Raw genomic sequence first — 14,693 nt, 5'->3', positions numbered from 1 at the left:
GCCGGCGGGGCTCAGTTGAGCAACTGGCAGCTGGTCGGCTTGGCCGAGGTGAACAGGCCCGGGGTGGCCCATTCGGGGTGGTCGATGAACGGGTTGCGGTTGCCCTGGAAGCTGTAAATCACTTCATTTCGGGCGCGTTCGGCGGCATCCGGCGGATCGGAGAGGTGCCATTCGATCAGCGTCGAGAGCAGGCCCATGTACGCCGGCGAGGCCGAGGTCTTGACGATTTTGGCCCGGTCGTCGGTCAGCTCCAGGTCGGGTTCGGACTGTCCGGTTTTGGCGTCTTTGCCCCCTTCATAGCGGATGGCCATGTACATCACGGCCCGCGCCATGTCGCCCTTGCGGTGGCCCCACACTTCGAAGGTGCCGGTATTGCCGTCCGGCGTGCGCACCCAGTTGGAGTTGCCGGGATAGCCGCCGCTGCCGCCGCCAACGCCGTTGTTGGACTCGGTGGCGCGCTCGCCGCAGTTGCTGTCGCACTTGCCGAACGGCTTGTTGCCGCGGTCGGCGTTCCACTGCGCGTCGGTCAGGTACAGCATGTGGGTGTCGGTGTAGGGCGCGTACGGCAGGCCCTTGTCGCCGGTGGTGTTGGCAAAGCCCAGCGAGTTGGGCCAGGTGTGTTCGCGGTTGTAGGTCAAGCCGCTGCCGGTGCCTGCGCGGCCGCTGACCTTGGTGTAGCTGTGGTTGCGGTAGGCGTCCAGGATCTTGCCGCTGTTGTTGGGATCTTCGTCGGCGATTTCCAGGATGGTCCAGGTGCTGGTGCCCGAGCCGCTGTACGGGTAGGCGGTGTGGCCCTTGATGGTTTCATGCAGCGAGCAGCGCAGCTGGCTGGGGTTGGCGGTGTTGACGCGCGAGTAGTACTCGCCGGGGGTGCCGGGGTCGGGATTGCCCGGGTCCGGGTTGCCGGTGCTGCTGGCCACGGTGAAGGCAATGCGGGTGTCGGCGGCGGGGCGGGCGCCCTGGGCGTCGCTGACCTTGGTGGCGCGGATGTCGAACCGGCAGGCTTCGCCGGCCACCAAGGCGGTGTTGGTGGAGACGGTGAAGGTGCTGCCGCTGCTGGCGTGGCTGAGCGGCACGGTGCCGGACTGGCCGCAGCTGAGCACGAACGCGCCGCTGGCCAGGGTGACGGTTTCGCTGAAGGTGACGCGGAGGTCGGCGGCGGCGGGGAAGGTGCTGGCGCCCTGTTCGGGGGTGGTGGTGCGCACCGACGGCGGGGTGTTGGGACCGGTGCCGCCGCTGCCGCTGAGGGTCTGGCCGTTGTTGCAGGCACCGAAGGTCTGTTTGGCCGATTCGGCCCAGGTGAAGTGGGCGTACTGGCTGCCGCTGCCGGTGAGCTGGAGGGAGGTGCCGGGAGCGGTGCTGTTGCTTTCGCTGACGGGGATGTTCTGGCTGGTCAGGCCGGCGGCGGGGCCGCCGCTGGCGGTGATGGTGCCTTCGTAGCTGATGAACTGGACGACGTTGCCGCTGGCGTCGACAAGGGCGATGCCGTCGTTGGCGCCGTTCTGGAGGCCATTGGTGGGGTAGGTGACGGTGGCAAGGGTGGCCTTGCCGCACCCGGCGGCGGTGCCGGCGGGAACCGGGTTGTTGGCGTAGACGGTGGCCGCGGACGGGTTGCTGCCGTTGTAGAGGTAGAGGCGGTAGGTGCTGAGGTCTTCTCCGCCGGTGGCGACGACTTCGATGGCTTCGCCGACGTCGCCGGCGGGCGTGCTGTCGTCGTAATGCAGTTCATTGATGAATACGTCGGCCTGGGCGGCGTTGGCGGCCAATGCGAGCAGGCACCCCAGGGACAGCGGTGTAAGCAACCTCATCTACGTCTCCTTGTGATTGGGTATTGCTGGCCGAATCTAATCAATCCAGATGACACATCTATCGATATGGCGGGACTTAGGTTCCGCAGTGGGACGTGCGTCAAGGAATTGGCGGGGGGGTTCTTTTTTTTAGAAGCTGAAGAGCCTGAGCAAAAGCCAGTGCCAGAGCCAGAGCTCTGGTTGGCCGGTTCTACAGGCTGGGCGGGGGTGTGAGGGTTCACGGGACACGCTGCAAGTACGTCCCTGTAAGCTCCGCCACCGCATCCATGCGGTGGAGGGTCCCATGAACCCTCACACCCCCACCCCAGACAGTTGGCTGGTGGCCCGGGGGAGAGCGGGCGCCTTTCCGCGCCTGGCGGGGAGGGCGTTTGCCTCTGCCGTTCCGTGAGCAACGGCAGAGTGTCTGAGGGGTGGTAGGGGTGGGGATGCGGGACCCTCGGCGCCATGGATGGCGCCGCGGAGCCCCCAGGGATGGGTTCACGGCGTGTCCCGCAGCCCCACCCCTACCAGCCCGGCGCGCCACGCCCGCAGTCTCGCGGCGCAGTTGACCTTGACCTTGATCTTGCCTCGAGCCCCACCGGCCGCCGGCCGGAAAAATTTCTCCCCTGCCCCTTGAAAGGGAAGTGCCCAGCACCATCTCTGCTCTGTACCCGCACCGTCGGGTTTTTTCGTGAGCGTGGCTGGCAGTCGCCCTGTGCGAGTGCTAACATCGCCAGACTTTTCCAGACCAATCAACAACTTAAAAGGGTCTCACATGAGCATCAAGCCGCTTCATGACCGCGTCGTAGTCAAGCCGATCGAAGCCGACGAAATCTCGTCCGGCGGCATCGTGATTCCGGATTCCGCCAAGGAAAAGTCCACCAAGGGTGAAGTCGTGGCCGTCGGCCCGGGCAAGCCCCTGGACAACGGCAGCGTCCGCGCGCCGTCGCTGAAGGTCGGTGACAAGGTCATCTACGGCCAGTACGCCGGCAGCAGCTACAAGTCCGAAGGCGTCGAGTACAAGGTCCTGCGCGAAGACGACATCCTCGCCATCATCTGATGACGTAGAGCGGGGCGCTGCCTCGCTGCGCGGTAGCCGGACTGACCGGTCGACCGTACCCCCCATTCAAGCAGCCGGGCATCGCCCGGCTCTACAAAAAAGGTAATCGCAATGGCTGCCAAAGATATTCGTTTCGGTGAAGACGCTCGTTCGCGCATGGTGCGCGGCGTCAACATTCTCGCCAATGCCGTCAAGGCAACCCTGGGCCCGAAGGGCCGCAACGTCGTGCTCGAAAAGAGCTTCGGCGCCCCGACCATCACCAAGGATGGCGTCTCTGTTGCCAAGGAAATCGAACTGGCTGACAAGTTCGAGAACATGGGCGCGCAGATGGTGAAGGAAGTTGCTTCCCGCACCAACGACGACGCCGGCGACGGCACCACCACCGCCACCGTGCTCGCCCAGGCCCTGATCCGCGAAGGCGCCAAGGCCGTTGCGGCCGGCATGAACCCGATGGACCTCAAGCGCGGTATCGACAAGGCCGTCATCGCCGCCGTCGCCGAGCTGAAGAACATCTCCAAGCCGACCGCTGACGACAAGGCCATTGCCCAGGTCGGCACCATCTCGGCCAACTCGGACGAGTCGATCGGCAACATCATTGCCGAAGCCATGCGCCGCGTGACCAAGGAAGGCGTCATCACCGTTGAAGAAGGCTCGGGCCTGGACAACGAGCTGGACGTCGTCGAAGGCATGCAGTTCGACCGTGGCTACCTGTCCCCGTACTTCATCAACAACCAGCAGTCGCAGACCGCCGACCTGGACGATCCGTACGTGCTGCTGCACGACAAGAAGATCTCCAACGTGCGCGACCTGCTGCCCGTGCTGGAAGGCGTCGCCAAGGCCGGCAAGCCGCTGCTGATCATCGCCGAAGACATCGAAGGCGAAGCGCTGGCTACCCTGGTGGTCAACACCATCCGTGGCATCGTCAAGGTCGTGGCCGTCAAGGCACCGGGCTTCGGTGATCGTCGCAAGGCGATGCTGGAAGACATGGCCGTGCTGACCGGCGGTACCGTGATCTCCGAGGAAATTGGTCTGTCGCTGGAAAAGGCGACGATCAAGGACCTGGGCCGCGCCAAGAAGGTGCAGGTCTCCAAGGAAAACACCACCATCATCGATGGCGCCGGCGAGAAGGCCAACATCGAAGCGCGTGTCACCCAGATCAAGACCCAGATCGAAGACACCTCGTCCGATTACGACCGTGAAAAGCTGCAGGAACGCGTGGCCAAGCTGGCCGGCGGCGTTGCCGTGATCAAGGTCGGTGCCTCGACCGAAATCGAAATGAAGGAAAAGAAGGATCGCGTCGACGACGCCCTGCACGCGACCCGTGCAGCTGTTGAAGAAGGCGTGGTCCCGGGCGGCGGCGTCGCGCTGGTCCGTGCAGTCACCGCGCTGAGCGGCCTGAAGGGTGCCAACGAAGACCAGAACCACGGCATCCAGATCGCCCTGCGCGCGATGGAAGCCCCGCTGCGCGAAATCGTGGCCAACGCCGGCGAAGAGCCGTCGGTCATCGTCAACCGCGTCAAGGAAGGCAGCGGCAGCTTCGGCTACAACGCGGCCACCGGCGAATTCGGCGACATGCTGGAATTCGGCATCCTGGACCCGACCAAGGTGACCCGTTCGGCGCTGCAGAACGCTGCCTCGATCGCTGGCCTGATGATCACCACCGAAGCGATGGTTGCCGAAGCCCCGAAGAAGGATGACGGCGCTGGCGCAGCTGGCGGCGGCATGGGTGGCATGGGCGGCATGGGCGGCATGGACTTCTGATGTAGAGGCCGGCCATCGGTCGGCACACATCGGAGCGGTCGGTACCAACCGTTGGTCGGTACCACCACCCGCCAAGGCAGTAGAAAAAACCCCGCCGGAAGGCGGGGTTTTTTTGTGCGCGGACCACGGGCTCACAACGCGCTGGTCGGCGCCTCGACTTCTTCCTGCAGCCAACGCAGGAACGACGCGATGGCCGGGTTCTCCTCGGCGCCGGGCAGGGTGGGACTGGGTGGGGCAGCATGCCGACGGCTGGCTGACCTATCCCGAGGCCACCCACAATGCGGCCGGGCCAACACGACTGGCGGCCAAGATCCAGGCGTGGCGTCGCCTGATTCCCGACGGTGGTTTCCGCCCGCATGTCACCAACGAGTGGCTGGACCTGGTCGACGATCCCAACCACCCGCGTACGCCGATCAACGGCGGCTACACGTTGAAGACCGGGCGCAACGGGCTGATCGATCTGCTTGGGCAGTGGCAGCAGGCCGGGGTCAACCACGCCGCGCTGGGCATCCAGTTCTCACAACGGCCGGCCGCCGAGGTGCTGCAGGAACTGGCCGAGTACGTGCTGCCGCTGTTTCCGTCGCATGCGGGGCCACTGCCGGCACAGGTGCGCTGGTAAGCCGCTACGTTGCCTGCGTCACTCCACGAACACCTTGCCCCCGTACTCCCACGTCCACGGCACGCCGGTGTCGCCCAGAACGAACTGCACCAGCGCCGGGAACGCCGCTTCGGCACGCACGTCATTGCCCAGCACCACCACGCAGCGTTGGCGCCGTGCCACGCACACCAGCGTGTTGCCCACCGCATCGTCGTGGCCGCCCTTGTAGAACCCGCGCCCCTGCGGCCCCTGGAACACCACCACGCCCAGCCCGGCGGCGAGGTCGCGGCGGCGTTGCGCGGATGCCAGCTCGTCCTGCAGGGTCGGGAACTGGCTGGCCGTGGTGATCGGCCATTGCGCACGGACCAGCTCCGCACGCCCCTTTGCCGACAGTCCCTCGCCGCGCATGTAGCCGGCTGCGAAACGGGCCATGTCGGCGATGGTGGTATCCATCGAGCCCGCGGCACGCACCCGGCTGCGTTCGTCGTGCGGTTCGGTGCGGCCGTCCTGGGTCCAGCCGTCGGCCAGGTTGCCGGCGAAGTCAGCGCGCCAGGTCATGCTGGTGCGGGTCATGCCGAAGCGGTCGAATACCCGCCGTTGCATCTCCGCGCCCACCGCCAGGCCCAACCCGCGCTCCAGCACGAACTGCAGCAGGATCAGACCTTCGCCGGAGTAGGCATAGCGCGTGCCTGGGTCGAAGTGCAGGCGCAGTTTTCCGTCGGGCTCCAGGAACGCGAAATTGGCAAAACCGCTGCGATGGCTGAGCAGCATCCGCGCGGTCAGGCGCCGCCAGCGCGGGTCGTCCTTCAGGTCCGGCCAGGGCGCGTACTGCTTCTCTGCCGGGTAGTCCGGCAAGGGGCGCTCCAGGTACTCGCCGATTGGCCGGTCCAGGTCCAGCACCCCCTCGTCCACCAGCTGCATCACCATGTAGGCAAAGGCCATCTTGGTCAGCGACGCGCCGTACATCACCGTGTCGGTGGTCAACGGGTCACCGGCGGCGTTGCGTTTTCCCGCTGCATGCACCTGCACCACCTTGCCCTGGTCGACCACCGCCACCGCCCATCCCTGCGCCCCGGTGGCGCGCATCAAGCGCGCCATTTCCGCCTCCACCGCAGCGGCGTCGACCATCGGTGGCGGGGCAGGGGGCGCCGCAGCGAGGGCGGTCACGGGTGCCATCACGGCGAGCAACACGGCGAACAGGCGCATGCACGGCACTCCAGCGGGCGGTGTGGCGCATGCTACCGCGGCGGCCTCGCCGACACAGTGCCGGCGAGGCCGCCGGCCTGGCCCACTCAGCCGCGCCGCAGGCAGATCCAGGCTGCGCCGCTACCCACCTGCACCCGCGTATCGGCCATCGCATCGGCCCCCAGGATCAGTGCCGGTCGTTCCTTCAATCCCAGCGAGGCGAACACCGGCAGTTCGCTGATCCGCACCTCCAGCGCGGGGTGCTGCCAACGGCCCATGCGCAGGCCCGGCAGCGTGACCAGCCAGGTCTCCATCACCCGGTCGCCCAGCCCGCGGGTGCCCTTTTCGCGTACCCGCACGCGCGCATCGCTGCCATCGGTGCGCAGGCCCAGCGCACTGGCTGCGGCGCTGTTGAGCACGGTCTGCGCCGCGCCGGTGTCTACCACCGCGATGGCCTCCACCGCAGGCGCGCCCAGCTGCACCGGGATGAAGCCGAACCGCTGCATGCTCGCGTCGCGGACCGGAACGGCATTGGGGACGCAGCCGGGGTCGGCCGGCATCCGGCCCGGCGGCTGCAGCAGCACGCGCTGGCCGGCGATATCGAAGGTGGTATCGAAGCGGTCGGTGACATCGTTGCCGAGGATGCCGTCGATGCGCCGCCCGTCCTTGGCCAACCCGCTCAGGTCGGTCTGCATGGTCGCGGCCTCGAACGACAGCGTGCCCACCTGCCAGCGGGTGCTGCGGGTCCGGCGCAGCACCGCGCTGCGGTCGGTCGCGCCTTCCACCTCGACGCCGGCCGCGTCCGGGTCATCCAGCCCCAGTCGCCGCGCCGTGGCCTGGTCCATCACCGTGGCCCCGGCCGCACTGTCGATCACAAAGTGCAGTGGCTCCACCCGGTCACCCAATTGCACCGCCACGGTGGGGTGGCCGCCCCGCATCCACATCGGGATCTCATGGGTGGCAGGCGCAGCATGCGCGGGCAGGGTGGCCAGGCAGGCCAGGGCGAGCAGGGGCGTGATGCGCATGGGACGGTCTCCGTTAGGGAAGGCCAGTACAACCGCTGGCGGTATCGGCACGATGTCGGCGCGGCACGCGCGCCGATACAGTCCCGATACAAACCCACGCCATAATCGGCGCATGCCTGCAGCAACCGACATCGTGGTGGTGGATGACGACGCCAGTATCCGCGACGCCATCGCCGACTGCCTGCGCCAGCACGGCTACCAGGTGCGGGTGGCGGCCGATGCGGCCATGCTCGATGCATTGCTGGCCCAGCAGCGTACCGCCCTCATCGTGCTCGACTGGATGATGCCCGGCGAAGACGGCCTGTCGGTCTGCCGACGATTGCAGGCCAGCGGCATCCCGATCCTGATGCTCAGCGCGATGGGCACCACCCCCGACCGCGTGATCGGGTTGGAGATGGGTGCCGACGACTACCTGGCCAAGCCATTCGACCCGCGCGAGCTGCTGGCCCGCGTGCGCGCGCTGCTGCGCCGCGCGCACAAGGGGGAGACGGTCGCGCCTTCCACCACGCTGCACTTCGAGGGCTGGCAACTGCAGGTGGATCAGCATCGCCTGCTGACGCCGCAGGCCAATGAGATCGCCCTCACCCGCGGTGAGTTCGCGCTGCTGCGCGTGTTGGCCGAACGCGCCGGCCGCGTGCTCAGCCGCGAGCAGCTGCTTCGGCTCACCCGTGGCGAGGACAGCGAACCGTTCGATCGCGCCGTCGACCTGGCGGTCAGCCGCCTGCGCCGCAAGCTCGCCCAGGCAGCCACGGGCGGCGACGCGTTGGTGCAGACCCTGCGCGGGGAGGGCTATCGCTTCGCAGCCCCGGTTACCCGCCGATGAGCCGCCCCTGGCGTACCGCCACCTGGGTGGCCCTGCTGACCCTGGCCACGCTGCTGGTGGCGCAGGCGGTCAGCTTCGCCGTGGTGTGGACGCTGCCCAGCCCGGCCGCGCCGCAGATGAACCTGCACCAGGCGCTCCAGGTGATGGCCGGCGAGCGCGCGGCCGCCGACCTGGGCCTGCGCCGCTGGCGGCAGGCGCAGCCGCCGGCGGGCAGCGACAACGACTGGATGAGCAGCGTGGTGGCGGCCCGCCTGGGCGTGCCGCGCGCGCGGGTGCGCACGGTCTGGCAGCGCAGCACCGATCCCACTGCCGTGCAGGTACAGGTGATCAAGCAGGGGCAGCTGCTGGCCAGTGGCCCCGAGCAGCGCGCCACGGTGGAAGAGGCATTGCTGTTGCCCGGCCTGTTGTGGCCGGCGTTCGAGCTGGCGGTGCAGCGGCCCGATGGCCAGTGGACCGTGGTCGGCGCCGACTACAGCGCGCTGCTGCAATGGCGACGCCAGGTGCTGCTGGCCTTGTTGGCTGGCGCGGTACTGCTGGCGCCGCTGGCGGCCTGGCTGGCGCTGCGGGTGACCGGACCGCTGCGCCGCCTGGCCGATGCCAGCGCGGACCTGTCGCTGCAGTCCACCGCGCGCCTGCCCGTGGAGGGGCCGCGCGAAGTGCAGGTCATGGCCGAGGCGATGAACGCCGCGCGCGAACGCCTGCGCGACCAGGCCCATGAGGTGACCCGCATGCTGGCCGCGGTCGCCCACGACCTGCGCACTCCTCTCACCGGTTTGCGCCTGCGGGCCGACAGCGCACCACCGGCCCAGGCCGAGCGCATGGTGGCCGACATCGCGCGCATGACCAGCATGATCGACCAGGTGCTGGACTATGCGCGTGGCGAACTGCACCCCGCGCAGCGCCACCCCACCGCACTGCACCTGCTGCTGGAGGAATGCGCCCAGCATGCGCAGGCACGTGGCGCGGACGTGCGGCTCACGCATGCCGACCCGGTCACCCTGGCCGTCGATGCGCTGCAGCTGCGGCGCGCGGTGGACAACCTCATCGACAACGCCCTCCGCTATGCCGGCGCAGCCGAGGTGCGCCTGGACAGGGGCGATGGCGTGATCCTGCTGGAGGTGGCCGACCGCGGTCCGGGCATCGCCGACGCCGACAAGGCCCGCCTGCTGCAGCCATTCCAGCGCCATGAAGGGTCACGCAATCGCAGCACCGGCGGCATTGGGCTGGGCCTGGCCGTGGCGCAGGGCGCGGCCCACCAGCATGGCGGCGAGCTGCAGCTGCTGGCGCGCGAGGGCGGTGGCCTGGTGGCCCGCATCTGCCTGCCATCCCTGCCTCCTGTCCGGCGCGCACCTGCGTAGGCGGATCACCGAAGGCAGGACCCACACCCTGCACAATCCGGGCTATGATTAGGCGCCTAATCATTTGCGCGGAACCCCCATGCTGGCCCTGAAGCACCAGGCATTCCTGGCCGAGATGCAGCGCCGCGGCCAGCCGGAGCCCGACGGCCTGGCGCAGTGCTTTCAGCTACTGTCACTGGCCAGTGCGATTGACCAGGACTGCGCGCAGCGGCTGGCCCCGTTGGGGCTGAGCGAAGGTCGATTCGTTCTGCTCTTCCTGCTGCAAGGCGCCGCGGCGCCGCTGTCGCCGCACCAGCTCGCCGAACGTGCCGGGGTCACCCGCGCCACCGTCACCGGCCTGCTGGATGGGCTGGAGCGCGACGGGCTGCTGGAGCGGCATGCCGACCCGGACGACAAGCGCCGCATCAACGTGAGCCTGACCACGGCTGGCGAGGCCTTGGCACTCACTCTGTTCGACCAGCACACCCAGTGGATACGCGACCTGTTCGCCGACCTCAATGAGGCAGAGCGCACCCTGCTCAGTGGCATGCTGTGCCGCATCTGGGCGCGCACCGATGCGGGGAGGGCAGCATGAAGAAACAGGCACTGACGCGCGAACGCCGCGGTCAACTCGATGGGGGCGAGGCCGAAGCGACCCATCTGGCCGAGATCCTCGCGGTCGATTTCGCCCGGCTGCTGGCCAGCGTGGCGCCGTCACTGCCGGCGGCGGCCATCAGCAACATGCGCAAGGCCGCCAACAGCGGCATCACCCTGCGCATGCAGGGTGCCGCCACGCTGCTGCGCGCCCATGCGCTGGGTGACCCGTCGCCCTGGTCGGCGCACGCCAGCGACACGGTGCGCGGCTGGGCCTGCTACCTCATCGGCAGCGATCCACGGCTCGCCCTGGAACACAAACTCGATGCGATGCGCGCCTTGGCCGACGACCCCCATTTCGGCGTGCGCGAATGGGCCTGGCTGGCGCTGCGTCCGCACATTGCCGCCGAGCCGCTGCGGGTGCTCGCGCACCTGCAGGCCTGGGTCCACGACGCCTCGCCCAACGTGCGCCGCTTCGCCTGCGAAGCGCTGCGCCCACGCGGGGTATGGGCCGCGCATATCACCTTGTTCAAGCAGGAACCCCACCATGCACAGGACCTGCTGGACGCACTGTGCTGCGATGAAGCGCGCTACGTGCAGGATTCGGTAGGCAACTGGCTCAACGACGCAGGCAAAAGCCAGCCCGACTGGGTCCGCGCGCTGTGCAGCCAATGGCAGCAGCGCCATGCCGATGATCCGGCCAACAGCTACATCCGCAAGCGCGCCCTGCGCTCGCTCTGACCCAAGGAATGCCATGTCGTACATGCTGATCGAGCTCTACACCGCCACCCCCGCCTGGACCGCGCTGGACCCGGTATCGCGGGGGGCGCTCTTCGCCCGCATCGGCGCGGGCATGCAGCATGTCGATCCGGCGCGGATCAAACCGCTGGCCATGGGCCCACTGGATCCGGACGTGCCGCGCAGCAGCGCGGAGCAGTTCTATGCCGTGTGGCAATGCAGCGACCGCACGGACGCTGATGCGCTGCTGGCGGCCATCGATGGCACCGGCTGGCACACCTACTTCACCACCACCCACATCGCCGGCGCATCGGGTGGGCTGCAGCAGCATCTGGCCGAACTGGCGGCGCTGCCGAAGGCATGAGGCTCCGCCCACGGTGGCTGAACACCGCCGTCGCAGTTGCGAATGAAACATTTTGCGCCGCACAAAAGCTGTGCTATCAATACTCCCCAATGAACGCACGTCCCGCCAATGCCTACTTTTGGTATTACTTTCCGAAGCCACCGGCGGAGGAAGGCATGCGTTCACCCTGAAGAAACCTTCAGACGCATTCCCGAAAGCCGCCAGCGCACCTGGCGGCTTTTTTGTTGCCGCCGCGCTGGGGACCCCCACTTCCAAGGAGTTTCCCTGCATGCCCCCGCACACCGATGACCTGCGCATCCGCAAGATCGAACCGTTGACCCCGCCGGCCCAACTGCTGGCCATGCTGCCCTGCGACGATGAAGCCTCCGACACGGTCAGTGCCTCGCGCGCGGCCCTGCACGAGATCCTGCACGGCCGCGATGACCGCCTAGCTGTAGTGATCGGCCCGTGTTCGATCCATGACCCGGTGGCCGCCATCGAATACGCCCAGCGCCTCAAGCCGCTGCGCGATGCCTACGCCGATGAGCTGGAAATCGTCATGCGCGTGTACTTCGAAAAGCCGCGCACCACGGTGGGCTGGAAGGGCCTGATCAACGATCCGGACCTGGACGGCAGCTTCAACATCAACAAGGGCCTGCGCGTCGCGCGGGGCCTGCTGCGCGACATCAACAAGCTTGGCCTGCCGGCTGGCGTGGAATTCCTCGACGTGATCTCGCCGCAGTACATCGCCGACCTGGTCGCCTGGGGCGCGATTGGCGCGCGCACCACTGAGAGCCAGGTGCACCGCGAGCTCGCCTCGGGTCTGTCGTGCCCGGTGGGCTTCAAGAACGGCACCGACGGCAACATCAAGATCGCCGCCGATGCGATTGGTGCGGCTTCCAACCCGCATCACTTCCTGTCGGTGACCAAGGAAGGCGGTACCGCCATCGTGGCCACCGCCGGCAACCCGGATTGTCACGTCATCCTGCGCGGCGGCAAGACGCCGAACTACGATGCCGACCACGTTGAAGCGACCAGCCAGACCCTGGCCAAGTCGCACCTGGCCGCGCGCATCATGATCGATGCCAGCCACGCCAACAGCAGCAAGAACCCGGAGAACCAGCCCAAGGTCATCGCCGACATCAACGCACAGCTGGCCAACGGCGAAGAGCGCATCGTCGGCGTGATGGTGGAAAGCCATCTGGTGGCCGGCCGCCAGGACCTGATCGATGGCCAGCCGCTGACCTACGGCCAGAGCATCACCGACGGCTGCATCGGCTGGGACAGCTCGCTGGCGGTGCTGGAAAGTCTGGCCCAGGCGGTGCGCGCGCGCCGCGCAGCGCGGGTGCGCGAAGCGGCGTAACGCGGTTGACGCGCCCGCGCCCACGGCAGGCCGGTACACCGGCCTGTCCCGGTAGAGCCACCCCATGGGTGGCTGCACGCAGCCCTGGCCCCTGTTGCAGTGCGTTGTTTGACAACAATTTAGTTTCGTTGCTACAACGCTCCTTGCTAGCTGCCCCAGCAACTGGGGTGGCAGGGAATGGCTCAGGGGAAACGGGATGCAGCACGTCGCACGGTATTTGGCCGGGCTCGGCCTCGCGTTGTCTTTCGGATTCGCCCACGCACAAACACCCGGCTCCTACGGCCTGCACGAACGCTCCATCGAGCGCATCAACGGGGCAAAAGATCTGGGCGTGCTCTCAGGTAGCCGTTGGCACGCATCGGCGGCGAGGAAAATGGCTGAACGTTACGGTTGGGGGGGGGGACTCCATGAAGTGGGTACGCTCTTTTTTGCGGCAAGGATATTGATAGAACCGACGTTGAAACTTCGCTTCTAACCGTGAGGTCGTTGGGGTGTGATCCTATCCAAACAAGCGGTACCCAGGATTTTTACGCGCACTTGGAATGTCTTCTTGGTGTTCTGGACAAAGACATTCCAACGGCCTGGCAGCTTGATGACAAGAAGCCGAGCGCAGGCAGCTAGTTCCCCTTACTCCGGGGCGTGCAGAACCCGCAATGCGGATCTTGTCGTTATCGCGGTTGTGCGAGCCTTGCCGTGCTTCCTGCTTTGGCAAGTGACGAGGCAATCTTCACCGATGGCGCTACGGAAAGCAGCGATGAACGGCCGCAACTGGCTGGGCGTGCCATCGGGGACTGCTGGAGCGCCTGCAGCAGCAGGCCTCACGGTCCCGACAACATCCATATCTTTGGAGCTGCGCTATGAGATGTCTTTCTCTCTCCATCATCTTGATTCTGACTGTCGGCTGCTCATCAACGCAGGTCAAGGCGCCGCAGCAGGATGTTGAAACGGCACTCCGCGCCTATTCCGACCAGATCGATCTCTGCGTAGGCGCATGGCAGACCATCGTTGATGACTGGGTCGAGCATGGTGGCCGCATTGACGGGGACATTGATTTGACCCGCGAACGAATCGCCGGTGACCGCGTCAGCACCTTCGCGGCGCTGATTCGGAGTGTCTGGAGCAGGCAGGTCGTGGCTGGAACGGATCTAGACCGATCGTATACGTTCATGGAGGCGCTTGAATCAAGAAATGTCGTGCCAGAAAGTTGCACACCTCTGGTTTGGGCGGCAGAGGTCCTGGCCAGTTCACCAGCGGCGATCTCTCCTGACACGATCACGTCCCTTCAGAAGAAGCTGGGTATTGAGAATGACCGAGTGAGAGTGACCATTTGGGCGATGTCCCAGCTGCTGATTTCACCGGCGAATGCGCCAAGGCACCCGCAGCGGACACCGTAGACCTGGACGGCCCTTCATGCGCTGCATCATGGTTGGTCGGAGGTCATGGCCGACGATCTGGAACCGGATACGTGGACAAGGCAGCGGGCCAGAGCAGCGTGAGCCCATGGGAATGGCCTTGCATACAGAATGCTTTCCTCATTCGAGAAAAGGTCAATAAAATGCGCAACATGCAAGCGGGGTGCTTCCTGCTTATTCTTCTTGGATCGTTATCTTGTTCGGTAATTGCCAAGGACGTGCAAGGGGACGTTTTTTTCAAGGATGGTGTTGATAATAGCGATGGGATGAGTTCGTTCATTAATTACTCGAACGCGACTATGAGGGTGCTGGGAGAGCGTAATTCGCTTTCTGCCTGCGGTGGCAATCCCCCTTCCAGGGCGTGTGTGAAATCTTCTTACTTCCATTTCTATATGCCTTCATCCCTGGCGCCGCAGTGGGAGAGTGAGGGCGTAAATTTTGCGCTGGTGGGCCAGTGCGCGCTTTCGACAGGCGCCCAAATGGTGTCCTCCTATGTGATCAGGTCACCACAGGATGGAAAGGTGATGACGTTCTATGTAGCCCGTTCCGGAGGCTTGTTGGGTTGGGAAATCGCATATCCCGATGGAGAGTACCGGTACTTCAAGGAAGGTGTGCGAGCTGAATCTTGCGCTTATGATCACATCGACCATCAGGTGGATTGAGAGCA

At 66.3% G+C, this 14,693-nt stretch carries 15 protein-coding genes; 12 read left to right on the top strand and 3 right to left on the bottom strand.

Annotated elements, in window-relative coordinates:
• Positions 1 to 11 precede the first annotated feature (11 nt).
• Positions 12 to 1,808 (bottom strand): endonuclease, encoded by a 1,797-nt coding sequence (locus ABIA71_RS08985; protein ID WP_354284883.1) that lies wholly within the window; start codon positions 1,806 to 1,808, stop codon positions 12 to 14.
• 754 nt (positions 1,809 to 2,562) lie between these two features.
• Between ABIA71_RS08985 and ABIA71_RS08980 the strand changes: the two genes are divergently transcribed.
• The 3 genes from ABIA71_RS08980 to ABIA71_RS08970 all read left to right on the top strand — a co-directional run bounded on the left by ABIA71_RS08980 (position 2,563) and on the right by ABIA71_RS08970 (position 5,227).
• Positions 2,563 to 2,847, top strand: a complete 285-nt coding sequence (locus tag ABIA71_RS08980; protein ID WP_038685917.1) for a co-chaperone GroES — start codon at positions 2,563 to 2,565, stop codon at positions 2,845 to 2,847.
• A 111-nt stretch (positions 2,848 to 2,958) separates the two neighbouring features.
• Positions 2,959 to 4,608: a chaperonin GroEL gene (gene groL, locus ABIA71_RS08975; protein WP_128096242.1), complete on the top strand. Its 1,650-nt coding sequence runs from the start codon at positions 2,959 to 2,961 to the stop codon at positions 4,606 to 4,608.
• A gap of 229 nt (positions 4,609 to 4,837) precedes the next feature.
• Positions 4,838 to 5,227, top strand: a complete 390-nt coding sequence (locus tag ABIA71_RS08970) for an LLM class oxidoreductase (RefSeq protein WP_354284882.1) — start codon at positions 4,838 to 4,840, stop codon at positions 5,225 to 5,227.
• 18 nt (positions 5,228 to 5,245) lie between these two features.
• Here ABIA71_RS08970 and ABIA71_RS08965 read toward each other — a convergent pair whose 3' ends face one another.
• Complete coding sequence (locus tag ABIA71_RS08965) at positions 5,246 to 6,412, bottom strand: serine hydrolase domain-containing protein (RefSeq protein ID WP_354284880.1); 1,167 nt, start codon at positions 6,410 to 6,412, stop codon at positions 5,246 to 5,248.
• A gap of 86 nt (positions 6,413 to 6,498) precedes the next feature.
• Positions 6,499 to 7,416 (bottom strand): aspartyl protease family protein, encoded by a 918-nt coding sequence (locus ABIA71_RS08960; protein ID WP_354284879.1) that lies wholly within the window; start codon positions 7,414 to 7,416, stop codon positions 6,499 to 6,501.
• Between the two features lie 112 nt (positions 7,417 to 7,528).
• Here ABIA71_RS08960 and ABIA71_RS08955 point away from each other — a divergent pair, with 112 nt between their 5' ends.
• The 9 genes from ABIA71_RS08955 to ABIA71_RS08915 all read left to right on the top strand — a co-directional run bounded on the left by ABIA71_RS08955 (position 7,529) and on the right by ABIA71_RS08915 (position 14,688).
• The gene (locus ABIA71_RS08955) at positions 7,529 to 8,239 is read left to right on the top strand and encodes a response regulator (protein WP_354284878.1); all 711 of its coding nucleotides are present in this window, start codon (positions 7,529 to 7,531) and stop codon (positions 8,237 to 8,239) included.
• Positions 8,240 to 8,271: 32 nt separating this feature from the next.
• Positions 8,272 to 9,597, top strand: coding sequence for a HAMP domain-containing sensor histidine kinase (locus ABIA71_RS08950; protein WP_354284997.1), 1,326 nt, complete (start codon positions 8,272 to 8,274; stop codon positions 9,595 to 9,597).
• A 79-nt stretch (positions 9,598 to 9,676) separates the two neighbouring features.
• Entirely contained in the window at positions 9,677 to 10,171 is a 495-nt protein-coding gene (locus tag ABIA71_RS08945; protein WP_354284876.1) for a MarR family winged helix-turn-helix transcriptional regulator, read from the top strand.
• Positions 10,168 to 10,911 (top strand): DNA alkylation repair protein, encoded by a 744-nt coding sequence (locus ABIA71_RS08940; RefSeq protein WP_354284875.1) that lies wholly within the window; start codon positions 10,168 to 10,170, stop codon positions 10,909 to 10,911. The genes ABIA71_RS08945 and ABIA71_RS08940 overlap by 4 nt, the downstream gene beginning before the upstream one ends.
• Before the next feature lie 13 nt (positions 10,912 to 10,924).
• Entirely contained in the window at positions 10,925 to 11,272 is a 348-nt protein-coding gene (locus ABIA71_RS08935; RefSeq protein ID WP_137190520.1) for a DUF6616 family protein, read from the top strand.
• A 268-nt stretch (positions 11,273 to 11,540) separates the two neighbouring features.
• On the top strand, positions 11,541 to 12,614 hold the full coding sequence (gene aroG / locus ABIA71_RS08930) for a 3-deoxy-7-phosphoheptulonate synthase AroG (RefSeq protein WP_354284873.1): 1,074 nt from the start codon (positions 11,541 to 11,543) through the stop codon (positions 12,612 to 12,614).
• Between the two features lie 196 nt (positions 12,615 to 12,810).
• Complete coding sequence (locus ABIA71_RS08925; RefSeq protein WP_354284872.1) at positions 12,811 to 13,089, top strand: hypothetical protein; 279 nt, start codon at positions 12,811 to 12,813, stop codon at positions 13,087 to 13,089.
• 382 nt (positions 13,090 to 13,471) lie between these two features.
• On the top strand, positions 13,472 to 14,008 hold the full coding sequence (locus ABIA71_RS08920) for a hypothetical protein (protein WP_354284871.1): 537 nt from the start codon (positions 13,472 to 13,474) through the stop codon (positions 14,006 to 14,008).
• Between the two features lie 71 nt (positions 14,009 to 14,079).
• On the top strand, positions 14,080 to 14,688 hold the full coding sequence (locus tag ABIA71_RS08915) for a hypothetical protein (RefSeq protein ID WP_354284869.1): 609 nt from the start codon (positions 14,080 to 14,082) through the stop codon (positions 14,686 to 14,688).
• Positions 14,689 to 14,693 lie beyond the last annotated feature (5 nt).

Origin of the sequence: Stenotrophomonas sp. 2619 (assembly GCF_040548725.1) — a bacterium.
GTDB lineage: Bacteria > Pseudomonadota > Gammaproteobacteria > Xanthomonadales > Xanthomonadaceae > Stenotrophomonas > Stenotrophomonas maltophilia_AP.
The sequence above is the reverse complement of the archived record's forward strand: the minus strand, read 5'-3'. Positions and strand labels throughout refer to the sequence as shown.

What these genes read in the sequence shown, in the direction of transcription:
- ABIA71_RS08940 (WP_354284875.1), top strand. Translation starts at nt 10,168, where the DNA reads ATGAAGAAACAGGCACTGACGCGCGAACGCCGCGGTCAACTCGATGGG.
- aroG (WP_354284873.1), top strand. Translation starts at nt 11,541, where the DNA reads ATGCCCCCGCACACCGATGACCTGCGCATCCGCAAGATCGAACCGTTG.
- ABIA71_RS08945 (WP_354284876.1), top strand. Translation starts at nt 9,677, where the DNA reads ATGCTGGCCCTGAAGCACCAGGCATTCCTGGCCGAGATGCAGCGCCGC.
- ABIA71_RS08965 (WP_354284880.1), bottom strand. Translation starts at nt 6,412, where the DNA reads ATGCGCCTGTTCGCCGTGTTGCTCGCCGTGATGGCACCCGTGACCGCC.
- ABIA71_RS08925 (WP_354284872.1), top strand. Translation starts at nt 12,811, where the DNA reads ATGCAGCACGTCGCACGGTATTTGGCCGGGCTCGGCCTCGCGTTGTCT.
- ABIA71_RS08935 (WP_137190520.1), top strand. Translation starts at nt 10,925, where the DNA reads ATGTCGTACATGCTGATCGAGCTCTACACCGCCACCCCCGCCTGGACC.
- ABIA71_RS08985 (WP_354284883.1), bottom strand. Translation starts at nt 1,808, where the DNA reads ATGAGGTTGCTTACACCGCTGTCCCTGGGGTGCCTGCTCGCATTGGCC.
- groL (WP_128096242.1), top strand. Translation starts at nt 2,959, where the DNA reads ATGGCTGCCAAAGATATTCGTTTCGGTGAAGACGCTCGTTCGCGCATG.
- ABIA71_RS08960 (WP_354284879.1), bottom strand. Translation starts at nt 7,416, where the DNA reads ATGCGCATCACGCCCCTGCTCGCCCTGGCCTGCCTGGCCACCCTGCCC.
- ABIA71_RS08980 (WP_038685917.1), top strand. Translation starts at nt 2,563, where the DNA reads ATGAGCATCAAGCCGCTTCATGACCGCGTCGTAGTCAAGCCGATCGAA.
- ABIA71_RS08920 (WP_354284871.1), top strand. Translation starts at nt 13,472, where the DNA reads ATGAGATGTCTTTCTCTCTCCATCATCTTGATTCTGACTGTCGGCTGC.
- ABIA71_RS08955 (WP_354284878.1), top strand. Translation starts at nt 7,529, where the DNA reads ATGCCTGCAGCAACCGACATCGTGGTGGTGGATGACGACGCCAGTATC.